Origin of the sequence: Halopenitus persicus (assembly GCF_002355635.1) — an archaeon.
In the GTDB taxonomy this organism is placed as follows: Archaea; Halobacteriota; Halobacteria; order Halobacteriales; family Haloferacaceae; genus Halopenitus; species Halopenitus persicus_A.
Genome location: NZ_AP017558.1, coordinates 1,221,582 through 1,243,374, shown reverse-complemented (window position 1 = coordinate 1,243,374; position 21,793 = coordinate 1,221,582). Strand labels below are relative to the sequence as shown.

Here is a 21,793-nt window from a genome sequence, read left to right as displayed (position 1 = left end):
TCTCGTCGAACCGAACCGCGTTCCCGGCGCGGTCGGCGAAACCACTATGCGAACCGGGGGCGACCGGCCGATATGACACGTGTTGCCGTGGTCGGATCCGGCGTCGCGGGTTTGAGCACCGCCTACCGGCTCGCGCCGGATCACGACGTGATCGTACTGGACCGGGACGCGATCGGAAACGGGACCTCGAGTCGCGCTTCCGGAGTGATCACCACGCCGGTCGATTACCCCGACCAACCGGCCTGGAGTCGGCACGCGATCGAGTTCTTCCGCGAGCTGGACGGGACCGGCGTCTTCGAGTGGACCGACCGCGAGTACGTCCGCGGGGTGCGGCCCGCGGACGTCGCCGCGGCCCGGGAAACCGCGACGTCGGTCGACGGGACCGGCAGTTTCGACGCCGGTGACGACGTCACCGACGTCACCGACGTGCGGCTCGTCGATGCCGACGCGTACGCGGACGTCTTCGATCCCGAGGCGCCTTACGAGAAGGCGCTCGTCTGGCCCGGGACCGGCTACTTCGACGTCGACGAGTTCCTCGCGACGATGCACCGCGAGTGCGTCCGCCGCGGCGTCGAGTTCCGGCCGGACACGACCGTCGAGTCGATCCGCGTTACGGACGGCACCGCGGCGGGCGACGAGGTCGCGGGCGTCGAGACGGAGTACGGTTCCGTCGACGCCGACGCCGTGGTGGCCGCTACAGGCTCGGCCACGCCGGACCTGCTCGCGGACGTCCTTCGGGTCCCGATCCGGCCGTTCACCTGGAACGTCGCGTACCTCGAAGCCGATCTTCCCGACGGGGTTCCGATGGGCGGGGATTCGGTCCTCGGCGCCTACTGGCGTGGTACCCGGGACGGCCGGCTGCTCGTCGGGACCGAACACCGGTACGGCGGATCGGACCGGGACACGGCCCCGCCCGAGGACCCGCGGGAGATCGGCGGCGAACTCGATCGACTGCTCCGGGAGGAGCTCCCGGGAATCCTCGCCAGCGTCGACGCGGACGCGACGGTGGTCCGCTACGAGTGCTGTCCGATGGCCGATGCGACCACGCCGGACGCGAAGCCGATCATCGATGCGCCGGCCGAGGCCCCGGACGGCCTCGTCATCGCGGCCGGGTTCCACGGGGCGGGCGTGATGGCCGCCGATTCGATCGGCACCGCGGTTCGGGCGCATCTCACCGGCGAGTCGGCGCCGTTTTCGCTCTCCCCCTTCGCGCTCGACCGCTTCGAGTCCAGCGACGCCGACTTCCCCTTCCGGACGATGTTCCGCCAGGCGGTGCCCGATCACGGCGCGTGATCGGTTCCCGTCGCCGACGATCCGGGAGGTCTATCCCGTCGCACGGCGATCGGTCGTCGATGGCAAAGTGGCTCCACAGCGGTCGCCGTCGCGACGTCTGCGCGCTCCTGTACGAGGCCGGGAGCCTGCGCGAACAACAGCTGAAGAACCGGCTCACGTCCCACTACGACGAGCGGATCGACCCGCAGTCGTTCCACGCGATGGTGACGGCGCTCGCGGAGTCCGGCCACGTCGAGTCACGGACCGAGGGCATCGCCGACGTCTACCGGCTCACTGATGCCGGCGAGGACGCGCTGCTCGCTCACTACGACTGGCTCTCGGATCGGATCGAAGGTGGTTCCGAGCGGATCGAGGGTGGAAAAGAGGACGGCGCTTAAAAGGAGTTCGACGCGGCGCCCCCTACGCGATCTCGGCGTACTGCTCGGAGAGCTTCCCGGCCGCCTCATCGAGCAGGTCGCGCTCGTAGTCGTCGAGGTCCCACTCGACGACCTCCTCGACGCCGTTCGCACCGAGCCTGGCGGGCACGCCGAGGGCCGTATCCGTGTGGCCGTACTCGCCGTCGAGGACGACCGAGCACGGGAGCACCTCGCCGGTGTCCTCGAGGATCGCCTCCACGACGTGGGCGACGCCGGTCGCCGGCCCCCACTGGGTGGCGCCCTTGCGCTCGATGACGTCCATCGCGGACTCCTGGAGGTCGCCCAGGATCGCCTCGCGCTCGTCGGCGTCGAAGCTCGGGTCCCGACCGTCGACGCGCACTTTCGAGAAGACGGGCACCTGCGCGTCGCCGTGCTCGCCGAGGATGGTGGCCTCGACGTTCCGAACCGGCGTGTCGAATCGCTCGGCCAGAACGTACCGGAACCGGGCCGAGTCGAGCCGTCCGCCGAACCCGACCACGGCGTGTCGGTCGCGCTCGCCGGACTCGTAGAGGTGGCGGTTGAGGAGGTCCACCGGGTTCGAGGTGGTCACGGTGACGAAGTCGTCGTTGTGTTCGGCAAGCGAGGACCCGATGTCGTCCATGATCGGCGCGTTGTCGCCCGCGAGGTCGATCCGGGTCTGGCCCGGCTGGCGGGGGATCCCGGCGGTGATCACGACCACGTCCGAGCCCGCGGTGGCCGCGTAGTCGCCCTGGCGAACGGTCGTGTTCGAGTCGTAGGCGACGCCGTGGTTGACGTCGGCGGCCTGGCCGACCGCCTCCGGCTCCTTGTCCGGAATATCTACGAAGACGAGTTCGTCCGCGACGTCGCGCAGCGCGATGTTGTAGCCGGCCGCGGCACCGACGGTGCCCGCGGCGCCGACCACGCTCACTTTTGTCATACCGTCTGATACGGGGAGCGGAACGCCCCTAATCGTTTCGGCGAACGTCGACTCGGCCGCCGTCCGCTTCGGCGAGCGCTTACTCGGTCGCCGTCTCGATCGCCTGATCGATGTCGGCGACGATGTCCGCGGGGTCCTCGAGGCCCACCGAGATCCGAACCAGGTCCTCGGTGACGCCGGCCGAGAGCAGCTCCTCCTCGGTGAGCTGCTGGTGGGTCGTCGAGGCGGGGTGGATGATGAGCGTCTTCGCGTCGCCGACGTTCGCGAGCAGCGAGGCGAGTTCGGTGCTCTCGACCGTCGTCTTCGCGGCGTCGTAGCCCGCCTCGAGTCCGAAGGTGATCATTCCGCCGTAGCCGCCGTCGAGGTACTCGCTCGACGTCTCGTGGGTCTCGTGGTCGTCGAGACCGGGGTAGTTGACCCAGCTCACCTCGGGGTGGTCGACGAGGTGCTCGGCGACGATCGCGGCGTTCTCGCAGTGGCGCTCCATCCGGAACGGGAGCGTGTTGAGCCCCTGGATCGTCTGCCAGGAGTCGAACGGCGACTGCTGGCAGCCGAGGTCGCGCAGGCCGCGGGCGACGGCCGCGTAGGTGAACGCCGCGTCGCCGAACCGCTCGGTGAAGTTGACGCCGTGGTAGGCGGGATTGTCGCCGCCGATCTCGGGGTACTTCTCGGCGTGGTCGCCCCACGGGAAGCTGCCGCCGTCGACGAGGACGCCGCCGATCGTCGTCCCGGCGCCGTGGATCCACTTCGTGGTCGAGTGCCACACGAGGTCCGCGCCGTGGTCGAGGGGATTACAGAGGTACGGGGTCGCGAACGTGTTGTCAACGAACAGGGGGGCGTTATGCTCGTGGGCGACCTCGGCGATCGCCTCGATGTCCGGCGTCACGAGCGCGGGGTTGCCGATCGTCTCGAGATGGACGTACGCCGTGTCCTCGTCGATCGCCTCCGCGTAGGCGTCGACGTCGAGGGTGTCGACGAACCGGGTGGAGACGCCCTGCCGCTCGACCGTGTGGGTGAGGTACGTGTAGGTGCCGCCGTACAGCGAGGAGGCCGAGACGATGTTGTCGCCGGGGCCGGCAAGGAGGAACGTCGCGAGGTTCAACGCGGCCATCCCGGAGCTGGTCGCGACCGCGGCGATCCCGTTCTCGAGGGAGGCCATTCGCTCCTCGAGGACCGCGTTCGTCGGGTTCATGATCCGCGAGTAGATGTTGCCCGGCTCCTCCAGTGCGAACAGCGACGCCGCATGGTCGGCGTCGTCGAAGGAGTACGACGTCGTCTGATAGATCGGCGTCGCCCGCGACCCGGTCGTCGGGTCGGGCTGCGCGCCGGCGTGGAGGCTGCGAGTGGCGAACCGTTGCGTCTCGTCGTCCGCAGGATCGTCTGCCATACGCGGGACATCGATCCCGTCGGTGTTAAAGCCACACCACCTGTGCAGACCCTGCCGGCGTTTCGGACCGCACGACCCACGACCGGCGAAGCCGGCTGGTGCAGGCGACGCGCGACGTGACGGATCGGCCGACGTCGACCGTTCACCGCCCGCCCACCGTCCGTCCGCCCCCCGATTCGGTCGACTTAACCGGTCGAATCATCTACGAGAAGCCGATGAGCGACTCCCGCGAGTTCTGTCCCCGCTGTGGCGACCCGGTCGCGGAGCGGTCGGAGCCGCGCCCCGGCGAGCCGCGAACGCGGGATCGAAAGCTCTGTGACGACTGTTACTTCGAGGACTTCGACCTCGTCGACGCCCCGGACCGGATCGAGGTCCTCGTCTGTTCCGGCTGCGGGGCGGTCCGTCGGGGCGAGTCCTGGCGGGACGTCGGGGCGCGCGATTACACCGACGTCGCCGTCGACGAGACGGCCGAGGCGCTCGGCGTCCACGTCGACGCGGCCGAGGTGAACTGGGGGGTCGAGCCCGAGCAGGTCGACGAGAACACGATCCGGATGCACTGTGAGTTCTCCGGCGTCGTTCGGGGCACCCTCCGCGAGGAATCCGTAACGGTGCCGGTCAAGATCTCCCGCGGGACCTGCGACCGGTGCGGCCGGATCGCCGGCGGCTACTACGCCGCGATCGTTCAGATCCGAGCCGACGAGCGCGATCTCACGCCCGCGGAGCGCGATCAGGCGCTCGCGATCGCCGAATCCCACGTCGCCGACCAGGAGGCCAAGGGCGACCGGGAGGCCTTCATCACCGAGGTGACCGAGACCGAGGACGGTCCGAACGTCAAGATCTCCTCGAACGGGCTGGGGCAGTCCGTCGCGACCCGGATCGTCGAGCAGCTCGGCGGGAGCTTCGAGTCCTACCCGACGCTCGTGACCGAGGACGGCGACGGCAACGAGGTCTATCGCGTGACCTTCGCAGTCCGGCTGCCCCGCTACGCGGCCGGCGAGATCATCGACCCGAACGACGGCGACGGGCCCGTGCTCGTCGAGAGCGTCTCGGGCCGGCTTCGGGGGATCCGGCTCGCCTCCGGCGAGGAGTACGTCTCCGAGTTCGCCGAGGGCGAGACGCCGGACGCCGACCGCGTCGGCCGGCGGGACGACGCCGTCGAGACGACCGTCGTGACCGTGGAGGACGAACACGCCGTCCAGGTGCTCGATCCCGAGACGTACGCGGCCGTCACGGTCCCGAACCCCGACTTCTTCGACGACGAGAACCCGCCCGATGTCGTGTTCGCCATAAAACACGACGGCGAGGTCTACCTCGTTCCCGACGAGGCAGAATCCGACGCCGACGTCGAACCCGACCCCGACGCGATCGGCGAGTAGCACGGTCGTTCCGGTCAGGACGGTCGTTCCGGTTAGTGCCGCGGCGACGCTCCCATCCGTGCCGCGGCGACGCTCCTGGGTCTCGGCGGAAACGGGTCGAGAAGGGGTTTCGAGCCGTCGGTCCGGCTCAATCGGCGGTCGCGGCGACCGCGTCGGAATCGAGCGCCGCGGCGCGCTCGGACTCGGTTACCTCGATGTCGTGTCGCTCGAGCTGTTCGATGAACTCGGCCTCGCTGAGTCCTGCCTGGGCGGCCGCCTGCGACAGCGTCAGTGTTCGCGACCCGTACAGCGTGAGCGCGGTCGCCAGCCCGTGGGATGCCATACACGTCGGTGAGACGTGAGGGATTATGAAGGTTACTATTCCCTTGAGGGGATACAAACACCTTATATGGTATTAGGTGTGGATCGTCGTTCAGCCGAGGATGCCGCGCGTATAAGGCACATATATACTGATCGTTGGTGATCTTTTCGTTCGACGGCGGCTCCCCGGTTGCCGATCGCTCGGCGTCGGTGGGAGGACGGAGCGGCGTCGGTGGGAGAACATAGCGGGTCGGCGGCAGGGCGCAGGAATTATGCGTGTTCGACCGCCTACTCGGGATATGGACCGACAGAAACTGTTCGCGCTGTTCTTCGCGTTCCTGATGGTCTCCTCGATGGTGGCCTGGGGCGTCTCCCTGATCTGAGGCCTCGGCTACCCGTCGCCCCAGACGTCGGAGAGCGGGTGATCCTTGCGGCGCTTCGCGTCGCGCTCGGTCCGCGTTTCGGTTCCGCCTCCGCCGCCGGTCGAGGTGCCGCTTGCGCCGCCACCTGCGGTTCCGGTCCCCGTGTCCCGGTTCGTCGACGCCCACCCCGTGCTCCCGTCCCCCGCGACGTCGTTCGTCGTCGCGTCGTCGCTTGCGGCCGCGGTTTTCGTGGCGGCGTCGACCGCCGTCCCGCCGGCAGTCGCGGTCGGGGATGGCGTCGCGTCGATCCCGGACAGCGCCGCCGCGGGGTCGGCCGCCGGAAGCTCGGGGGTCTCCATCGCCGCGACCTGGTCGGCGAACCACGCGGGCATATCGGCCCGCGCCCGGTCGAAGAGGTCGCGCAGCGAGTCGTCAGCCAGGTAGGTCGCGCCGTGGTCGTCGGGTGCGCGGACGACGCGTCCGCACGCTTGGATGACCGTTCGCAGCGCGGCGCGGTGGTACCACGACCACTGGCCCTCCTCGAGCCGGCGCGCGACGCGGGAGTCGTTCGTGTTCAGGTACGGGGCCTTGCAGATCACCTGCCAGCGACACAGCTCGCCCTTGAGGTCGAGCGCCTCCTCCATCTTCACCGCGACGAATACCTCCGGGTCGTCGCTCCCCAGCCAGGCCTCGAGCTCGTCGTCCCGGGTCGCCTTCGTGTGCCGGCGCAGCCGGGGCGCGACGCCGAGCTCGCCGAGCCGTTCCACGAGCTGGTCGGCGATCGCGTACGAGTGGGCGTGGATCAGTCCCTTCTCGTCGGGATGGCGAGCCATCAGCCGGACGACCAGCTCGGCGATCCGGGGGATCGTTTTCTCGCGGTGCTCGTAGGTCATTTTCCCCTGCGCCACGTCGTACAGCGGCCGGTTCGCGAGCGGGAAGGTGTGCTCGACGTCGACGAGCGCGACGTCGGCCGGATCGAGTCCGACGCCGCGACAGAACGCCTCCTTCGAGAGGATCGTCGCCGACAGCAGCGCGAATCGGTTCCCCCGGTCCCAGACGGTGTGCTTGAGGTACCGTGCCGGATCGAGCGGCTTGATCGTGATCGCCGTGCCCTCGCCGCCGGGCTGGTCGACGACCCAGGTGGTCGGGCTCTGCGGGTCACGGTAGTCCTCGAGGAACCAGCCGAGCTCGCCGATCAGCTCCTGCAGCCGGTCGCGGCGGGCGACCTCCGCGGGCTCCAGTTCCGGACGGCCGACCAGCTCGTCCTTCGCGCGCTCGCAGGCGCCACGGAGCTGTTCGACGAACCGGGCGGTGCGGTCAAGGGGTCCGTCGTCATCGTGGGCGCCGTCGCCCGATCGTTCGTCCGCCCCGCCGGAGACGTCGGGAATGCCGACGTCCTCCCAGACGGGCACGCGGTCCGGGGAGAGCTCTATCGTCGCGTACATCTCGGCCCACTCGGCCAGCCCGTGGGCCTCGTCGATCACGACCACGTCCCGCTTCCCGAACACCTCCGACCCGGCGGTCTGCATGAAGTAGGCGAGCGTCATCGCGGCGAAGCGTCGCGAGGAGGCGATCGCCCGGTCGGAAAAGTACGGACACCGGTGTTGAATGCTGCAGTCGAACCCGCGTTGGCGAGCGCAGGGTGCGCGGTCGACCGGCGTGTCGTGCTCGCCGGGGAGGATGCAGGCGTAGTTCGACTTCCCGCGGATCACGTTCAGGTCCGCCAGGAGCTCGTCGGCCGCGACGTCCTCGAGCTGGGAGACCTGCGGCGTCGTGTAGTACGCGCCGGTCGCCTCCCGCGGCTCGGCCGCGTCGACGGTGCGGGCGGCACCCATGATCGACCGCGCCAGCAGGGACTTGCCGCTGCCGGTCGGCGCGCGCACGAGCACCACGTCGTTGCCGGCCGCGAACGCGTCACGGACGTCGTGCAGGGCCTGCTCCTGGGCGCCGCGGAAGCTCGGCGCCGGGAACTCCGCGAGGATCCGGTCGGGGTCCACACTCCGGGGTCCGTTGCGATCGGAGTAAAGGTGTCGGATGGGACGGTGACGGCCTCGGTCCCCGACCGGCGCTACTCGAGCGGCGAGCCGTCAGCCGGCTCTTCGACCGCCGTTTCGTCGTCTTCGGCTTGCAGCCGCTCGACGTCCGCCGCAGTCGGTTCCGTGTCCCCGGGCAGTCGCTCCATGCAGTCGAAACACAGGAAGAACTCGGAGCCGTCGACGAGCTCGAGGGTCATCCCCTGGGTCGACTCGAAGGCGAAGCTCCAGAGGTCGCCGATCCCGCCGGCGATCCGCACGTCGGTGTCACAGACCGCACACGCCTCGGTCGCCATACCCGCGGTTCGCGTCCGAAACGGATAGGGGTGTCGCGTCGGCCGGATTCCGGAACGATCGACCGAACTCCGAGGCTGCCGACCGGATCACGGAGCGGTCAACCGCCGCGGCGGGCGTCGTCACGGCCGCCAGCCATCGGGGTCGAGCCACCAGGCGGCGGCGATGGCGCCGCCCCCGCCCCCGAGCCCGACGGCGGCGACGAGACCCGGGTTCGGTGCCGCGGCGACGGCGACGAGCGCGACCACGAACCCCGCCAGGAGGACGATCGTGTGTTCGCGAAGCGCGCCGACGACGACGGGCGCGAGGGCGGTTCCCACGGCGGTCCCCGCGATCGCGAGGACGTCCCCCGGCGCGAGGACGATCCCCGACTCGAGACCGGTCCCGAACCCAGCTGCGGCTCCCGATCCGGCAGTCCCCCCCGATCCGGCGATGGTGCCCGATCCGAGCGCCACGCCCACGAGCGCGAGCGCGAGACCCACCGCGGGGACCGCGATCGCTGCCTTCGAGTCGACCGGTCGGTTGCGAACCGCGGCCGTTCCGGCCACGAGAAGCGTCGCTCCCGCGGCGTAGGCGACCGGGTGCAGCGCCGAGTGGCCGCCGAATGCACCGTCACCGCCGTTCGCGGCGCCGATGGTGATCGCCGATTCCGGACCGACCGTCGCCACGCTCGCGGGCAGTTCGGCCGCGGCGAGCACGAGCGCCGCGAACGCGAGGAGGCCCCCGACGCCGATCAACGTCACACCACCGAGTCGTCGCGAAACCGAGCGCATACGCGACGGGAGGCTCCGTCCCGGGTAAAACTCGTCGGCTTCGGTCGGGATCGGACGACTCCGACACGAACGGCGCGCAAGCTTACTTATGTATGGGCGCTGAAACGGGCGTAGATGGGTGATCGCGATCGGATGACGCTTCCGGAGGAGGGTCGGGGGGAGCCATCCACGGGGGGAGACGACCGACCGGAGCCGTCCAGGGGGAACGAGGACGGGCCGGAGGCTACGGACCGGCCGACTGAGCTGTCGGACCTTCCCGAGGACCGTCGGGAGGAACTGCTCGCCAGAGCCATCGCGCGGCTCGCCGAGGAGCGCGGGATCGACGTCCCCGACGCCGAGATGCTCGAGCGCGTTCGGGCGGACCTCGATCGAACGCGCTCGACGGTCGACCGGCTCGAGAGCGACGTCGAGACGCTCCGTGCGGACCTCGACGAGCAGATCGCCGACGTCCGCGACCGCGTCATCAGCGTGCTCGAGGAGGCCGAATCGCGGGCGCCGAAGGACCACACCCACCCCGCAATCGACGACCGGATCGACGCGCTCCGATCGACGGTCACGGACCTGTCGAGCCGGTACGACTCACTCGAACGCGGGATCGGTTCGGTCGAGACGCTCCGGGCGGACGCAGCTGATCGCGACGACCGGCTGGCCGACCACGACGAGAAGCTCACCCGGCTCGCGGGCGCGTTCGTGAACGTCCAGCGCCGTCTCGATCGGCTCGAACGGGAGCGCGCCCGCCGGGAGGTCCTCACGGACCTGCTCGCGGCGGCGAACCGGGAGGGCGTCACGGCGGCCCGCTGTGAGTCGTGTGAGACCACCGTGCAGATCGGACTCCTCGGTCGCCCGCGGTGTCCTCACTGTGACGCCCACCTCGAGGGCGTGGAACCGAAATCCGGCATCTTCGGGAGCGCGTGGCTTCGGACCGGGGATCCGCCGGCGCTGGAGGGCGAAACGGCGGAGCCGCGCGATCCCGAGGACCTCTTCGAGGGTGACGAGGAATGACCGACCGCGACGGGCGCGACGGGCGCGACGGCCGGGATGGGGCCGACTCCGACGAAGCCGTCCCGGAGGCAACAGGTCCGAACGAAGCCGGTTCGGACGGTTCGACCTCCGACGAGGCCGATCCGCGAATCGACGCGCTCGCGGACGAGGAGCCCCACGATGCGAACCTTGCGGACGACCCCTTCGAGGCGATGGACGTCGACGTCGGTGAGACGGACGTCTGGGCGGCGCTCGAGACCGACGACATCGATGCGCTCGAACCCGACCCCGAAACGGGCGACTCCTCCGAGACGGCACCCGACCCCGAAACGGGCGACTCCTCCGGGACCGAGCGGGCCGACGACGAGTACGATGACCGGATCGTCGACAAACGGGAGTACTGTCAGCGGTGTCCCTACAGTACCGACCCGCCCACGTTGGCCTGCACCCACGAGGGGACCGAGATCGTCGAGGTGGTCGAGATGGACCGCTTCCGCGTCCGCAACTGTCCGATGGTTTCGACCGACGGGCCAACCTTCGACCGCGTGAACGAGTGAGTGGGCCACATGAACGAGTGCGTGGGCCGCGGGACCGACGAGGGATCTCCCGATCCCGGCCGCCCCGGAGCGAACCCTTGAAACCGCTGCCGGCCGTACGTCAGGAAACGATCCACCGATGCAATTCTGTGACGAGTGCGGCTCGATGATGGTGTCGGTCGACGGCCGAATGGTGTGTCAAAACGACGACTGCGGGGCGACCACCGAGCGCGAGGACGACCTGACCGAGCAGTACGTCTCCACGGAGCGACAGGGCGACGCGTCGCCGATCGAGACCGAGGAGAACGCGAACTTCGAGGGGAAACCCACCGCGACCGACGTCGTCTGTGACGAATGCGGCCACGGCGAGGCCTGGTACACGATCAAACAGACCGGCGCCGCGGACGAGCCCCCGACGCGGTTTTTCAAATGTCAGGAATGTGGCCATCGCTGGCGCGGCTACAACTGACCGACGATTCGCTGGACCGCGAGTCCCGGCCCGCCACGCGCCTCAGGCCGACTCTCCGTCCGCGGTCGGCTCGTCATCCGGTCCGTGGTCGACCCCCTATCCTTACCCGTCTCGCGCGTGAGCACTCCATCGGATGACAAGCACCGACGCGGCCGTCGATCGGCGCATCGACAGCAATCTCTTCATCACGGTGTCCGGTCCGCCCGGCTGCGGCGCAACGACGCTGTGTGAACGACTCTCGACGGTTCTCGATTGCGGATACGTCTCCGGCGGGGAGATCTTCCGGTCGATCGCGGAGGACCGGGAGATGAGCCTCTCGCAGCTGGTCGCGAAGGCCGGCGAGTCCGACGCGATCGACCGCGAGCTCGACCGCCGGCTCCGGCGGATCGCGGAGGAGTGGGGCGCCGCCAACAAGGCGTTCGTCCTCGAGTCGCGGCTGGCCGGCTGGATCGCGGGCAACCGCGCGGACCTGCGGATCCGGCTCGACGCCCCCGAGGAAGTCCGCGTCGAGCGCACGGCCGACCGCGAGGAGCTGTCCGCCGAGATGCGCGTCCGGGAGGTCATCGAGGCGCAACGCTACGCGTCCTACTACGACATCGACCTCTCCGATCGGTCGATCTACGACCTCCTGATCAACACGGGCCGGTGGAGCGCCGACGGCACGCTCGCGATCGTGCTCGCGGCGATCGACGAGTACGACCCCGAGGCGGACGAGGGGGCCGTCCCGACGCCCAACCTCGAGGTCTGAGCGGCACCCGTCGACCGGTCCACGTTGACGCTCGCCGGCTCGTCACCGATCGTCATCGACCGTCAGCGATCGTCAGCGATCGTCATCGATCGCAACCCGGTCGGCGAGCCACGAGCCGACCGTCCCGCCGATCCGGTCCGTGCGGCCGACGAAGAAGTGGTCCGCCTCGAGCTCGACGACCGAGACCGCGTCCGTCCCTCGCTCGCCCGCACGCTCGCGTGCCGCCTCGACGACGGGACCCCACTCCGCGGTGTCGTCCCGCGTGCCGTAGACGACCTGCAGGGGCACCGCGATCCGGTCGACCGCCGCGGCCGCGTCGACGTCCGGCGCCACCCGGCGAGCCGGCGCGAGCGCCGAGACCGCCGTGAGGGCCGATCCCGCCGCAGCATCTCCGAATTTCGCGGCCGCGACCAGGGCCAGACAGCCGCCGAAGGAGTAGCCGAAGAGGCCGACCCGATCGTAGCGGTCGCTCGCCCACGCCAGCGCGCTCCGGACGTCAGCCAGCTCGCCGGCGCCGCCGTCCCAGGCGCCGTAATCGAACCGGAGGCAGTCGATCCCGCGATCCCGAAGCGTCGTCGAGACCGCTTGGAGGCGCCCGTCGTGACGGGTGCCGCCGTGTTGCGGGTGCGGCGGACAGGCGACCACGCACGCCGTCGTCTCGTCGCCACCCGGATCACGGTCGCTCCCATCCGCCCGCTCGTGGTCGCTCCCATCCGCCCGCTCGTGGTCGCTCCCATCCGCCCGATCGAGACTCGCCCGGACGTCGCGACCGCCGGGGATCAGGACCGTCTCGGGATCGTTGGCGTCGGTCATCCGCTTGTCCTTCCGTTCAGGGCACCGGCGTGACGCGGTCGACGCCCTCGAGCGCCTCGATTCCCTCGACGATCGCGTCCTGGTCGGCGCCCGCCTCATAGTAGAAGACCAGGTCGAAGGTCCCCTCCCGGAGCAGCTGTTGACACTCCCAGACGAACGACTCGTCCGCGAGGGTGCGTCCCTGGAACTGGTTCGATGAGAAGTCGGGATCGTCGTTGCCGGCCTCGATGTAGGTCTCGCCCGATCCGGCGGCCTCGGCGATCACCTCGTTGATCGTGACGGTCAACTCGTGCATCTCCAGGTCCGACTGGCCGTCGTACGTCGAGTGGACGATACAGCCGATCAGATCGACGTCTCCCGGCTCGATCAGCGCCATCGTGCGCTGATAGAGGTCCTCGTCCAGCGTCTCGCTCATTGCCCGCGGTTCGACCGCCGCGGATAAACGGGTGGCGATCCGACCGTCGTTCGAGCGATGTCTCGAGATCCGGGCCGCGGTTCGACCGAGACGACTCCGGGACGTTCCGTCCCCGGCGATCGCCACCGCTGGCGATGGCCGGCACGCGTCGCGCTCCTCGTGCTCGTGGTCTCGCTCCTGCCGGTTCCGGGCCGCGGGGCTGCCGGCGGCGGTTCGGCGGCCATCCCCGTCCCCTTCGGCCTCGATCCGTTCGTCGCCAGCCACCTCCTCGGGTACGCGGTTCTCGCGGCGTGCTGTCTGCGAGCGCTCGAGACAGGCACGGCGGCGTCCCCGGAGCGATCGCGGCTCCGCCTCCTCGCGGTCGCGGTTATGCTCACGGCGGGTTACGGCGCGGCCATCGAGGCCCTTCAGGTCCCGATCCCGTGGCGCTCGGGCGGGGTGGCTGACGCCGGGATCAACGCGGTCGGAGCGATATCTGGCGTCGTCGCCGATTCGGTCGGTCGCTGGCGCCGTCGGTCCCGATGCTGATTCGGCGGTGGGTTTCGGTACCGGCAATGAATTTCGGTACCGGAAGTGGATTTCGGTACCGGCGGTGGATTCCGGTGCCGGCGGTGGGTTTCGGTGCCGACGATCGCGGTGCGCTTCCGGTCGTCCGTTCGTCCCGTCGGCCGGACCGCTCGTGGATCGCGGCGCCGGACGGACAGGCTTATTGTGGTGTCACCCACGGCTTTCAGTATGAACTACGACCAGGTTCGGGAGGCCGACCCCGCGGTCGCCGACGCGCTCGAGGGTGAGCTCGAACGACAGGAACGGACGCTCGCGATGATCGCCAGCGAAAACCACGCCAGCGAGGCGGTGCTGGCGGCCCAGGGCAGCGTCCTCACGAACAAGTACGCCGAGGGGTACCCCGGCTCGCGGTACTACGCCGGCTGCGAGTACGCCGACGACGTCGAGGAGCTCGCGATCGAGCGGGCCCGGGAGCTGTGGGGCGCCGAGCACGTCAACGTCCAGCCCCACTCCGGGACCCAGGCCAACCAGGCGGTCTACTTCGCGATGCTCGACCCCGGCGACCGCATCCTGTCGCTGGATCTCACCCACGGCGGCCACCTCTCGCACGGCCATCCGGCCAACTTCGTCGGGCAGCTCTACGACGTCGAGCAGTACGAGGTCGATCCCGACACCGGCTACATCGACTACGATGGATTCCGCGACCTCGCCGAGTCGTTCGACCCCGACATCATCGTCTCGGGGTACTCGGCGTATCCCCGCGAGGTCGAGTGGGACCGAATCCAGGCGGCCGCCGACGCGGTCGACGCCTACCACCTCGCCGACATGGCCCACATCACCGGGCTCGTGGCCGCGGGCGTCCACGACTCGCCGGTCGGGACCGCCGACTTCGTCACCGGCTCGACCCACAAGACGATCCGCGCCGGTCGCGGCGGGATCGTGATGTGCGGGGACGAACACGCCGACGCGATCGACAACGCGGTGTTCCCGGGCGGGCAGGGCGGTCCCCTGATGCACAACATCGCCGGGAAGGCCGTCGGGTTCAAGGAGGCCCTCGAGCCCGAGTTCCAGGAGTACGCCGAGCAGGTCGTCGAGAACGCGCGGACGCTGGGCGACCGCCTGGCCGACCACGGCCTCTCGCTGGTCTCGGGCGGCACGGACACCCACCTCGTCCTCGTCGACCTGCGCGAGTCCCATCCCGACCTCAGCGGCGGCGACGCCGAGGACGCGCTCGCGGCAGCGAACATCGTCCTCAACGGGAACACGGTCCCCGGCGAGACGCGTTCGGCGTTCGATCCCTCCGGGATCCGAGCCGGAACCGCCGGGCTTACCACCCGCGGGTTCGGCGTCGAGGAGATCGAGGAGGTCGCCGACCTCATCCACCGCGTCGTCGACAACCACGACTCCGAGGACGTGATCTACGAGGTGGGCGAGCGCGTCAACGAACTCTGTGCGGCCCACCCGCTGTACGAGTGAGCCGAAACCGAAGCCGGTTGTAGCGGACGATCCGGCCGCCCGATCCCCGACCCTTTTGATGTCGCTCGCTGAGATCCGGGTATGACCGATATCATCGACGGCAACGCCGTTGCCGAGGACGTTCGTGCCGCGATCGCCGAGCGCGTCGAGACGCTGACCGAGTCCGGGTCGCGCCCCGGCCTGGCGACGGTCCTGATGAGCGACGACCCGGCCAGCGAGACGTACGTCTCGATGAAACAGCGCGACTGCGAGGAGGTCGGCATCGAGGGGATCCACGTCGAGATCGATCCCGAGGCCCCCGCGGACGAGCTCTACGCGACGATCGACGAGCTCAACGCCGACGACTCCGTGCACGGCATCCTCGTCCAGCTGCCCGTCCCCGACCACGTCGACGAGCGCGAGGTCCTCCGCCGGATCGACCCCGAGAAGGACGTCGACGGGTTCCATCCGGAGAACGTCGGCCGGCTCGTCGCCGGCAACGCCCGGTTTAAACCGTGTACGCCCCACGGCGTCCTGAAGCTGCTGGAGGCCCACGACGTCGAGACGGAGGGCGCGGACGCCGTGATCGTCGGTCGGTCCGACATCGTCGGCAAGCCGATGGCCAACCTGCTGATCCAGAAGGCGCCGCAGGGCAACGCCACCGTCACCGTCTGCCACTCCCGGACCGAGGACCTGGCCGCCCACACCCGGGACGCCGACATCGTGATCGCCGCGGTCGGGGTCCCGGAGTTCATCGACGGCTCGATGATCCGGGAGGGCGCGACCGTCATCGACGTCGGCGTCAACCGCGTCGAGACCGACGACGGCGAGGGAACCGAACTCGTCGGCGACGTCGAGTACGACTCCGTCGCCGACGTGGCCGGCGCGATCACGCCGGTCCCCGGCGGCGTCGGCCCGATGACTCGCGCGATGTTACTGTACAATACCGTCAAAGCAGCGAGCCTGCAGACCGGCGTCGAGGTCGAGTTACCGTAAAAGGCCGGATCGGCAGCGGGGTGACGATACTTCAGACGACGGGTTCCGACAGCCGGTCGCGTGCGCTCTCGAGGGCGTCCGGCCGGCCGGTTCGGAGGTAGCGACCGAGGTCGTCGGCCGCCCGCACGAGCGTCTCGGCGGTCTCGGGATCGACGTCCCCCTGGAGGGATTCGACGCGTTTGCTGCGGTCGCGGAGCGACTCGAGGACGTCCCGCGCTGCCTCGAGGTCGCGGTCGCCGTCCGCCCCGTCCGCGGTCAGGTCCTCGAGGTGGGTCCGCAGGTCCTCGCGGTAGGCCTCGACCGCCGCCACGGTCGCGAGCCCGCGCGCCGCGTGGAGGTTCGGCGGGACGTCCTCGGGTGCCGGTCGGTCGCCCCCGTCCGCGCCGGCCAGCAGGCGGAGGAGGTAGTCGCGGTCACGCTCGTCCGGATCCGGGAGGCGGTCGACGGCGTCGACGACCTGCAGCAGCTCGTAGGCGGCCAACAGAACGTCGTCGTCCAGCCCCCGTAGATCGCCGCCGTCGATGAACCCGCGCTTGCGAACGTACCCGCGGAGGTCACGTTTGAGGTCGTCGACGCCCTCCTCCGGAAGCGGCCCGCTCGCCTCGCCGAAGCGGGCTCGGTGGGCCGTCAAGTCGAGCTCCGCCGGCGAGTCGGTGTGGCGGCGGCGCTCCGCGATCCCGACGCTTTGGACGCTCCCGCACTCCGGACACGCGACCTCGCCGGTCTCGTAGTAGGACCACTGGGTCCCGCAGGACACGCACTCCCGTTCGCCGCGGACCTTCATTGCTCCGTTGTTGCCGGGCGAGCCCTAAATGGTTGCTCACACTGGACGGTCGGACGACACCCCACGCTGCCGGGATCCGACCGTGCTAGATTTTGACTGACTGCGCTAGCCGAAGGTGTCCACGTACTCGGCGGCGTAGCCGAACTCGCGTTCGTAGCCGTACGCCGACAGCAGGACCGGATAAAAGGGCTCCTCCGCGACGATCGACTCCCCGTCGGCGGCCGCGAAGCGTTCGCCGGCGTCGACGCGTTGGAAGTTGTGCGCGAACACCTCGTAGTCGCTGGCGGGAGGCTTGGGGATCCGGTCGGCGAGCCGAAAGACGTCGACGTCGTCGCGGCCGCCGGCGTCGACGACGCCGTCGGCTCCCGGCGCCGGCAGCGCGCCGGTCGCGGCGAGAAACGCGCGCACGAGCCAGTAGGCGTTGTCGGCCGCCTCCTCGGAGCCCTGGAGGCCGCACTCGACTTCGATCGTGTGGGGGTGCTCGATGAGCCGCCCTTCGGTGAACGCGTCGGTCTGGACGACCACCTCCACCGGAAGGTGGGGGGCGACGCCGCGGGCGAGTTCGTCCATCGTGTCGATGACTGCGAAGGGTTCGGCGTACGACTGCGTCGAGTGCAGCGCGAGGGTGGTGCACCCGGTCAGCTCCGAGGTGAGCCGATGGGCGAGCCGTCCCTCGTGGGTGTCGGCGTCGGGATCGCCGGGAAAGGCCCGATTGAGGTCCGTATCGAGGTAGCGCTCGCCGGCCGCGAGTGCCTCCTCGTTGGCGACGATCAGCTTGACCGGCCGCTCGTACTCCTCCTCGTCCGCGAGGAGCCGTTCGACCGCACGGGGACCACAGGGCTCGTCCCCGTGGATCGCCGCGACAACCGCGATCTCGGGGCGACCGTCTCCGAGTTCGACGACGCGCATACCGTCCCTATCGGTCCGGCGAATAAGTGGGGATCGGATCCGGGGATCGTTCGGTCCAGGGATCGTTCGGTCCAGGGATCGTTCGGCCTCGGTTCGGGGACGGCAGCAGTCACCCCTCGAGGTCGTCCACGTACTCGTAGTCCGCCGGATACGCGTCGGGACGGGCGTCGTCGATCGTGATCCGCCAGTCGTCGATCGTCGTCGGGTCCTCGAGGGCGGCCCGGATCGTGACGCGCACGTCCGCGACGTCCACCCCGTAGAAGTCCTCGGGGACGCCGTGAAGGTACGTCAGCGCCGTTTCGAAGAGCGACCGCATCCCGTCATCATTTCCGAAGTCGGCCCGCTTGTGCGCCCCGGCCGCGACCTGGACCATTCCGTGGAGGTACGCCGACTCGGTCGACCCGGACCCGTAGTTGAACCACTCGTCCTCGAAACAGTCGTGGGACTCGTGGTACGCGCCCGCGTTGAACAGCCGCACCCCGTGTTCGGTCGCCCGGCGGAGCGTCGCATGCTCCCAGACCCGGTCGCCGCGGCGCCACCCGGTCGGGTTTCCCAGCGGCGGCGCGACGCCCGGATCCCGGGTGTGGTCGTCCATACCGATCGATGGGAACGTGGCGGCCTAAACGCTACGGGAGCCGAGCACCGATCCGGAATCGGAGCCTTAAACCCGGACGAGGGCGTCAGCCCGAGATGCGTGCGAGGGTAGCCAAGCCGGGAAACGGCGGCGGACTCAAGATCCGCTCCTGTAGAGGTCCGTGGGTTCAAATCCCTCCCCTCGCATCGCTGGGGTTACTCCCCGTGATGCGGAAGGGCGCTCTCGGAGCGTTCTTCCCTCGCAAAAATTCACTGACTGAACGCGTGAGCGACCGGTTTGTTCGTCGGACCGGAACGGTAAACGGTGAAACGGTGGCGGGCTCACGATCCGCTCCTGTAGAGGTCTCGTGAACGAGCACCGCGAGTGAACGAGAACACGCCAGTCGCAGCCGGTGAGCGAAGCGAACCGGATCGTCTGGCGGTGGTCCGTGGGTTCAAATCCCTCCCCTCGCATGAACGCGCCACAGCGCGTGAATGCACAACGAGGGAGGGTTTGAATCAGGGAGCGCCTTCGGCGCGACCGTGGTTCAAATCCCTCCCCTCGCATCGCTGGGGTTACTCCCCGTGATGCGGAAGGGCGCTCTCGGAGCGTTCTTCCCTCGCAAAAATCCATCTGAGTATCAGACAGGGTGCGTAGTGGTTGTGAGAGGCTCTGCTTCGGTACGTCACGAAAAACTGGGACGAGCCGATCCGGGGTGTTTTACAGGCGGTCAAGGCGAATGCCCCGGGGCTTGACCCCGAAGCGATTCACGACCCGTCGAGATCGTTCGGATCGAAGTCGCAGGTCGCGACGAGATTGGAGTCGGCCACCGTCTCGTACCAGTCCGACGTGGTGTACTCCGGTTCGCCGTCACCTCCCTCGTCGACGTCGGTGTATGCATCCCAGATCTGAACCGCGCCGAGCGGCCACTGCCAGTCGTCGGGAACGACGACTAACCGAACGTCGCCGCGGTGTACCTCGGTGGGGCTTTCGAGGTTGTTCAGGTAGGGATCGAAGAAGAGGTTGTCACCGTTCACCTCGACATCGCTCTCATCCTCGGAAACGTCTATCGCACACGGATCGTCGAAGGTGACCGTAAGCGTCGCCCACTCGCGTGGGTCCGTACAGTCGTCGTCGTGATCCTCGGGTAACTCGGCGTTCTCAAGATCGTCAAAGACGGCTTCGGTGCTCGGGAAGACAGTGATGTCCACGTCCGAGTCGCCGCCGAAGGAGCTACTGTCGCTTTTCGAACCGATCTCGTTTCCATCGCTGTCTTTCACCGTCAGGTCGTACGACCCGGATCCACACAGGACACTACTCGGCAGGAGGATGTGCCATTCGTGGTCGTCGCCTGCGCCACGCGCCTGTGGCACGATGTCGAACGTGAACTCCGTAACCAGAGGCGTTCCGTCGTCCTCTTTGCCGGCCGCTTTGAACGTGCCGATCACGTCGACGACCCAGTCGTTGACGTCCCAGTCGAGCAGGGGATCGTCCTTCGGCAGGTCCTCGTACGACAGGTTGATCGTTCCGACGATCTCCTGCTCGACCGGCACCACACAGAACTGGAGGTTGCTGATCGCGGCAGTGTTGCCGCCCGGATTTTCTAGGCCCGACGTATAGGATCCCCCGGGATTCTCGACGGTATCACAGTCGTCACCGCCGAATGCCATCACCTTGGTGGCGTCATGCGTCTCCGACTCCCACTCGACGGAGATGGGTTCGCACTCGTCTCCCTCTTTGCTCTCCCAGTCCGTGATCGTGATCAGACCGGTTTCCGTCTCCTCTTCGAAGTAACAGTCCCCGTCCTCCTCGATGAACTCGAATTTAACGTAGGTTCCCTCCTCCTCGTCGCATTCGAAGTCCTTGTGACAGGGCTGGCCATTGCCACCGCTGGCCGTAGCCGCTCCCGACATTCCGGCGATGCCGGCTCCTGCCGCCGCACCGTGTAGCACCGTTCGTCTATTGATTAATCTCCATCTCTCACTTTCTTGGTTTTCTACCATTGTCATCATCCCCCAATGGGAGGAAGTACAGATGCGACTGGAGCGTATTGTAATTATTACCCTTAATTATGATAACCTATAATTTCTAAAAATATGTTGACATTATCGGCCAGTAAGATGAGTGTGATGATACACATACCCGGTCCGTGGAGCCGATCGATGCGTTAACGGGCGCGCCAAATCGAGACCGGGTATGACCGACACTGCCGATCGAGTCACGGTCGCCGAGCGCGCGGCCCGGGCCGGGGCCCGCGTCGCCCACGACCACTTCCGGACCGGGATCGCCGTCGAGACGAAGGGGGGGACGGCCGACGTCGTCACCGAGGCCGACCGCGCCGCCCAGCGGGAGGTCATCGACGTCGTTCGGGAGGAGTTCCCCGAGGACGCGGTCGTCGGCGAGGAGGACGACGCGCTGAAGGCGGTTCCCGAGGACGGCGCCGCCTGGATCGTCGACCCGATCGACGGGACGACCAACTACGTCCGGAACGATCGCGTCTGGGGGACCGCCGTCGCGGCGGTCGTGGACGGCGAGCCCGTCGCGGCCGCCGTCGCGATGCCGGCGCTCGAGGACGTCTACGTCGCCGGCGACGCGGGCGCGGTTCGAAACGACGAGCCGATCGCGGTCAGCGACGTGGCCCACCCGGAGGCCGCCCTCGCCGCGCCGGCGATGTGGTGGCCGATGGACCGCCGCGAGGAGTACGGGAACGCCTGCGCGGCGCTGCTCGAGCGCTTCTGGGACGTCCGCCGGATCGGCTCGGCCCAGGCGATGCTCTCGGGGATCGCCCACGGCAGCATCGACGGCGCGATCACGAACGTCGTTCCCAACCCCTGGGACTCGGTCGCGGGCGTCCACCTGATTCGACAGGCGGGGGGCACCGTGACCGACCTCGCGGGCGACCGCTGGCGGCACGACTCGACCGGGCTGGTCGCCTCCAACGGCGAGATCCACGACGAGCTGCTCGCGGCGGCCGCCGAGATCGACTGAGTCGAATCGCATCGGCGGTCGATCCACCCACGTTGAGCTGTACCGTGCGGTCGAATGCGGTCGCTTTTCGGACGAGTCTCGGACCGATCGACAAAAACGCCGCCCTCTCGACGGGGCGACCCGTCGCTAGCGAGCGTGAACGTTGCGAACGCGGTCGCCCGAAACCGAACCGGGGTGGCGCGTCGAGAACTGCGAACCGTCAGCGTGACGCTGGCGTCTTCGGAGTGAACGGCCTAGTTGCGAACGACGTTCGTCGCGCGCGGGCCCTTCGGGGCGTCCTCGATCTCGAACTCGACGTCCTGCCCCTCCTCGAGGTCAGGACCGCCGACGTCCTCCATGTGGAAGAACACGTCGTCGTCCGCGTCGTCAGTCGAGATGAAACCGTAGCCGCCAGTGTCGTTGAAGAAGTCAACCGTACCTTTCGACATTGCGAATGAACACAGACCCCACCGACGGTTAACGCTTGCGCGACACGTGGTACCGTGG

At 68.7% G+C, this 21,793-nt stretch carries 24 protein-coding genes and 1 tRNA gene; 12 read left to right on the top strand and 13 right to left on the bottom strand.

Features of this window, described 5'->3' with window-relative positions; translation table 11 throughout:
• Positions 1-72: 72 nt before the first annotated feature.
• Together CPZ00_RS06000 and CPZ00_RS05995 are read left to right on the top strand one after the other, a co-directional pair.
• Positions 73-1,293: an NAD(P)/FAD-dependent oxidoreductase gene (locus CPZ00_RS06000; RefSeq protein ID WP_096390072.1), complete on the top strand. Its 1,221-nt coding sequence runs from the start codon at positions 73-75 to the stop codon at positions 1,291-1,293.
• A 59-nt stretch (positions 1,294-1,352) separates the two neighbouring features.
• On the top strand, positions 1,353-1,670 hold the full coding sequence (locus tag CPZ00_RS05995) for a PadR family transcriptional regulator (RefSeq protein WP_096390071.1): 318 nt from the start codon (positions 1,353-1,355) through the stop codon (positions 1,668-1,670).
• 22 nt (positions 1,671-1,692) lie between these two features.
• Here CPZ00_RS05995 and mdh read toward each other — a convergent pair whose 3' ends face one another.
• Both mdh and CPZ00_RS05985 read right to left on the bottom strand, forming a co-directional pair.
• A complete protein-coding gene (gene mdh, locus CPZ00_RS05990; protein WP_096390070.1) occupies positions 1,693-2,607 on the bottom strand; it encodes a malate dehydrogenase in 915 nt (304 codons plus the stop codon).
• 79 nt (positions 2,608-2,686) lie between these two features.
• Positions 2,687-3,994: an O-acetylhomoserine aminocarboxypropyltransferase/cysteine synthase family protein gene (locus CPZ00_RS05985; RefSeq protein WP_096390069.1), complete on the bottom strand. Its 1,308-nt coding sequence runs from the start codon at positions 3,992-3,994 to the stop codon at positions 2,687-2,689.
• Positions 3,995-4,209: 215 nt separating this feature from the next.
• On the opposite strand from CPZ00_RS05985, the gene CPZ00_RS05980 reads away from it, so the two are divergent.
• Positions 4,210-5,370: a 60S ribosomal export protein NMD3 gene (locus tag CPZ00_RS05980; RefSeq protein WP_096391614.1), complete on the top strand. Its 1,161-nt coding sequence runs from the start codon at positions 4,210-4,212 to the stop codon at positions 5,368-5,370.
• Between the two features lie 127 nt (positions 5,371-5,497).
• Here CPZ00_RS05980 and CPZ00_RS05975 read toward each other — a convergent pair whose 3' ends face one another.
• The 4 genes from CPZ00_RS05975 to CPZ00_RS05960 all read right to left on the bottom strand — a co-directional run bounded on the left by CPZ00_RS05975 (position 5,498) and on the right by CPZ00_RS05960 (position 9,132).
• Positions 5,498-5,692, bottom strand: a complete 195-nt coding sequence (locus CPZ00_RS05975) for a UPF0175 family protein (protein ID WP_021073996.1) — start codon at positions 5,690-5,692, stop codon at positions 5,498-5,500.
• Between the two features lie 369 nt (positions 5,693-6,061).
• Complete coding sequence (locus CPZ00_RS05970; RefSeq protein ID WP_096390068.1) at positions 6,062-8,029, bottom strand: helicase C-terminal domain-containing protein; 1,968 nt, start codon at positions 8,027-8,029, stop codon at positions 6,062-6,064.
• A gap of 71 nt (positions 8,030-8,100) precedes the next feature.
• On the bottom strand, positions 8,101-8,361 hold the full coding sequence (locus CPZ00_RS05965; RefSeq protein WP_096390067.1) for a DUF7561 family protein: 261 nt from the start codon (positions 8,359-8,361) through the stop codon (positions 8,101-8,103).
• A 120-nt stretch (positions 8,362-8,481) separates the two neighbouring features.
• Positions 8,482-9,132 carry a hypothetical protein gene (locus tag CPZ00_RS05960; RefSeq protein WP_157744196.1) on the bottom strand — a complete coding sequence of 217 codons (651 nt, stop codon included), beginning with the start codon at positions 9,130-9,132 and terminating at the stop codon, positions 8,482-8,484.
• 114 nt (positions 9,133-9,246) lie between these two features.
• Between CPZ00_RS05960 and CPZ00_RS05955 the strand changes: the two genes are divergently transcribed.
• The 4 genes from CPZ00_RS05955 (at position 9,247) to cmk (ending at position 11,866) form a co-directional block, all read left to right on the top strand.
• Positions 9,247-10,134: a hypothetical protein gene (locus CPZ00_RS05955; protein ID WP_096390065.1), complete on the top strand. Its 888-nt coding sequence runs from the start codon at positions 9,247-9,249 to the stop codon at positions 10,132-10,134.
• Positions 10,131-10,670 carry a hypothetical protein gene (locus CPZ00_RS05950; protein ID WP_096390064.1) on the top strand — a complete coding sequence of 180 codons (540 nt, stop codon included), beginning with the start codon at positions 10,131-10,133 and terminating at the stop codon, positions 10,668-10,670. The genes CPZ00_RS05955 and CPZ00_RS05950 overlap by 4 nt, the downstream gene beginning before the upstream one ends.
• A 118-nt stretch (positions 10,671-10,788) precedes the next feature.
• A complete protein-coding gene (locus CPZ00_RS05945) occupies positions 10,789-11,118 on the top strand; it encodes a transcription factor S (RefSeq protein WP_096390063.1) in 330 nt (109 codons plus the stop codon).
• Positions 11,119-11,251: 133 nt separating this feature from the next.
• Positions 11,252-11,866: a (d)CMP kinase gene (gene cmk, locus CPZ00_RS05940; protein WP_096390062.1), complete on the top strand. Its 615-nt coding sequence runs from the start codon at positions 11,252-11,254 to the stop codon at positions 11,864-11,866.
• A 72-nt stretch (positions 11,867-11,938) separates the two neighbouring features.
• Here the strand turns inward: cmk and CPZ00_RS05935 are convergent, their stop codons facing one another.
• A complete protein-coding gene (locus CPZ00_RS05935) occupies positions 11,939-12,679 on the bottom strand; it encodes an alpha/beta hydrolase (RefSeq protein WP_096390061.1) in 741 nt (246 codons plus the stop codon).
• Between the two features lie 16 nt (positions 12,680-12,695).
• The gene (locus CPZ00_RS05930) at positions 12,696-13,094 is read right to left on the bottom strand and encodes a DUF5778 family protein (RefSeq protein WP_096390060.1); all 399 of its coding nucleotides are present in this window, start codon (positions 13,092-13,094) and stop codon (positions 12,696-12,698) included.
• Positions 13,095-13,151: 57 nt separating this feature from the next.
• Between CPZ00_RS05930 and CPZ00_RS05925 the strand changes: the two genes are divergently transcribed.
• From CPZ00_RS05925 to folD, 3 genes are all read left to right on the top strand, one after another.
• On the top strand, positions 13,152-13,622 hold the full coding sequence (locus CPZ00_RS05925; RefSeq protein WP_096390059.1) for a VanZ family protein: 471 nt from the start codon (positions 13,152-13,154) through the stop codon (positions 13,620-13,622).
• A 207-nt stretch (positions 13,623-13,829) separates the two neighbouring features.
• Positions 13,830-15,077, top strand: a complete 1,248-nt coding sequence (glyA, locus tag CPZ00_RS05920; RefSeq protein ID WP_096390058.1) for a serine hydroxymethyltransferase — start codon at positions 13,830-13,832, stop codon at positions 15,075-15,077.
• Between the two features lie 81 nt (positions 15,078-15,158).
• Positions 15,159-16,052 carry a bifunctional methylenetetrahydrofolate dehydrogenase/methenyltetrahydrofolate cyclohydrolase FolD gene (folD, locus tag CPZ00_RS05915; RefSeq protein ID WP_096390057.1) on the top strand — a complete coding sequence of 298 codons (894 nt, stop codon included), beginning with the start codon at positions 15,159-15,161 and terminating at the stop codon, positions 16,050-16,052.
• Positions 16,053-16,083: 31 nt separating this feature from the next.
• Here folD and CPZ00_RS05910 read toward each other — a convergent pair whose 3' ends face one another.
• The 3 genes from CPZ00_RS05910 to CPZ00_RS05900 all read right to left on the bottom strand — a co-directional run bounded on the left by CPZ00_RS05910 (position 16,084) and on the right by CPZ00_RS05900 (position 18,340).
• Positions 16,084-16,836 carry a DUF7117 family protein gene (locus CPZ00_RS05910; protein WP_096390056.1) on the bottom strand — a complete coding sequence of 251 codons (753 nt, stop codon included), beginning with the start codon at positions 16,834-16,836 and terminating at the stop codon, positions 16,084-16,086.
• Positions 16,837-16,941: 105 nt separating this feature from the next.
• Entirely contained in the window at positions 16,942-17,745 is an 804-nt protein-coding gene (locus CPZ00_RS05905) for a M14 family metallopeptidase (RefSeq protein ID WP_096390055.1), read from the bottom strand.
• A gap of 109 nt (positions 17,746-17,854) precedes the next feature.
• Positions 17,855-18,340, bottom strand: coding sequence for a DUF309 domain-containing protein (locus CPZ00_RS05900; RefSeq protein WP_096390054.1), 486 nt, complete (start codon positions 18,338-18,340; stop codon positions 17,855-17,857).
• 101 nt (positions 18,341-18,441) lie between these two features.
• Here CPZ00_RS05900 and CPZ00_RS05895 point away from each other — a divergent pair.
• Positions 18,442-18,525: transfer RNA gene (locus CPZ00_RS05895), tRNA-Leu, on the top strand.
• Between the two features lie 561 nt (positions 18,526-19,086).
• Here the strand turns inward: CPZ00_RS05895 and CPZ00_RS05890 are convergent.
• Positions 19,087-20,232, bottom strand: coding sequence for a hypothetical protein (locus CPZ00_RS05890; protein WP_096390053.1), 1,146 nt, complete (start codon positions 20,230-20,232; stop codon positions 19,087-19,089).
• Positions 20,233-20,515: 283 nt separating this feature from the next.
• Between CPZ00_RS05890 and CPZ00_RS05885 the strand changes: the two genes are divergently transcribed.
• Positions 20,516-21,307 (top strand): inositol monophosphatase family protein, encoded by a 792-nt coding sequence (locus CPZ00_RS05885; protein ID WP_096390052.1) that lies wholly within the window; start codon positions 20,516-20,518, stop codon positions 21,305-21,307.
• A gap of 233 nt (positions 21,308-21,540) precedes the next feature.
• Here CPZ00_RS05885 and CPZ00_RS05880 read toward each other — a convergent pair whose 3' ends face one another.
• Positions 21,541-21,735 carry a cold-shock protein gene (locus tag CPZ00_RS05880; RefSeq protein WP_021072750.1) on the bottom strand — a complete coding sequence of 65 codons (195 nt, stop codon included), beginning with the start codon at positions 21,733-21,735 and terminating at the stop codon, positions 21,541-21,543.
• Between the last annotated feature and the right edge of the window lie 58 nt (positions 21,736-21,793).

Bases quoted from the DNA above. Each gene is read 5' to 3' on its own strand.
- CPZ00_RS05960 (WP_157744196.1), bottom strand. From the start codon at position 9,132: ATGCGCTCGGTTTCGCGACGACTCGGTGGTGTGACGTTGATCGGCGTC.
- CPZ00_RS05900 (WP_096390054.1), bottom strand. From the start codon at position 18,340: ATGGACGACCACACCCGGGATCCGGGCGTCGCGCCGCCGCTGGGAAAC.
- CPZ00_RS05910 (WP_096390056.1), bottom strand. From the start codon at position 16,836: ATGAAGGTCCGCGGCGAACGGGAGTGCGTGTCCTGCGGGACCCAGTGG.
- folD (WP_096390057.1), top strand. From the start codon at position 15,159: ATGACCGATATCATCGACGGCAACGCCGTTGCCGAGGACGTTCGTGCC.
- CPZ00_RS05890 (WP_096390053.1), bottom strand. From the start codon at position 20,232: ATGTCGGGAGCGGCTACGGCCAGCGGTGGCAATGGCCAGCCCTGTCAC.
- CPZ00_RS05925 (WP_096390059.1), top strand. From the start codon at position 13,152: ATGTCTCGAGATCCGGGCCGCGGTTCGACCGAGACGACTCCGGGACGT.
- CPZ00_RS05955 (WP_096390065.1), top strand. From the start codon at position 9,247: ATGGGTGATCGCGATCGGATGACGCTTCCGGAGGAGGGTCGGGGGGAG.
- CPZ00_RS05935 (WP_096390061.1), bottom strand. From the start codon at position 12,679: ATGACCGACGCCAACGATCCCGAGACGGTCCTGATCCCCGGCGGTCGC.
- CPZ00_RS05930 (WP_096390060.1), bottom strand. From the start codon at position 13,094: ATGAGCGAGACGCTGGACGAGGACCTCTATCAGCGCACGATGGCGCTG.
- CPZ00_RS05885 (WP_096390052.1), top strand. From the start codon at position 20,516: ATGACCGACACTGCCGATCGAGTCACGGTCGCCGAGCGCGCGGCCCGG.
- CPZ00_RS05880 (WP_021072750.1), bottom strand. From the start codon at position 21,735: ATGTCGAAAGGTACGGTTGACTTCTTCAACGACACTGGCGGCTACGGT.
- mdh (WP_096390070.1), bottom strand. From the start codon at position 2,607: ATGACAAAAGTGAGCGTGGTCGGCGCCGCGGGCACCGTCGGTGCCGCG.
- glyA (WP_096390058.1), top strand. From the start codon at position 13,830: ATGAACTACGACCAGGTTCGGGAGGCCGACCCCGCGGTCGCCGACGCG.
- CPZ00_RS05975 (WP_021073996.1), bottom strand. From the start codon at position 5,692: ATGGCATCCCACGGGCTGGCGACCGCGCTCACGCTGTACGGGTCGCGA.
- CPZ00_RS06000 (WP_096390072.1), top strand. From the start codon at position 73: ATGACACGTGTTGCCGTGGTCGGATCCGGCGTCGCGGGTTTGAGCACC.
- CPZ00_RS05905 (WP_096390055.1), bottom strand. From the start codon at position 17,745: ATGCGCGTCGTCGAACTCGGAGACGGTCGCCCCGAGATCGCGGTTGTC.
- CPZ00_RS05995 (WP_096390071.1), top strand. From the start codon at position 1,353: ATGGCAAAGTGGCTCCACAGCGGTCGCCGTCGCGACGTCTGCGCGCTC.
- cmk (WP_096390062.1), top strand. From the start codon at position 11,252: ATGACAAGCACCGACGCGGCCGTCGATCGGCGCATCGACAGCAATCTC.
- CPZ00_RS05950 (WP_096390064.1), top strand. From the start codon at position 10,131: ATGACCGACCGCGACGGGCGCGACGGGCGCGACGGCCGGGATGGGGCC.
- CPZ00_RS05945 (WP_096390063.1), top strand. From the start codon at position 10,789: ATGCAATTCTGTGACGAGTGCGGCTCGATGATGGTGTCGGTCGACGGC.
- CPZ00_RS05985 (WP_096390069.1), bottom strand. From the start codon at position 3,994: ATGGCAGACGATCCTGCGGACGACGAGACGCAACGGTTCGCCACTCGC.
- CPZ00_RS05980 (WP_096391614.1), top strand. From the start codon at position 4,210: ATGAGCGACTCCCGCGAGTTCTGTCCCCGCTGTGGCGACCCGGTCGCG.
- CPZ00_RS05965 (WP_096390067.1), bottom strand. From the start codon at position 8,361: ATGGCGACCGAGGCGTGTGCGGTCTGTGACACCGACGTGCGGATCGCC.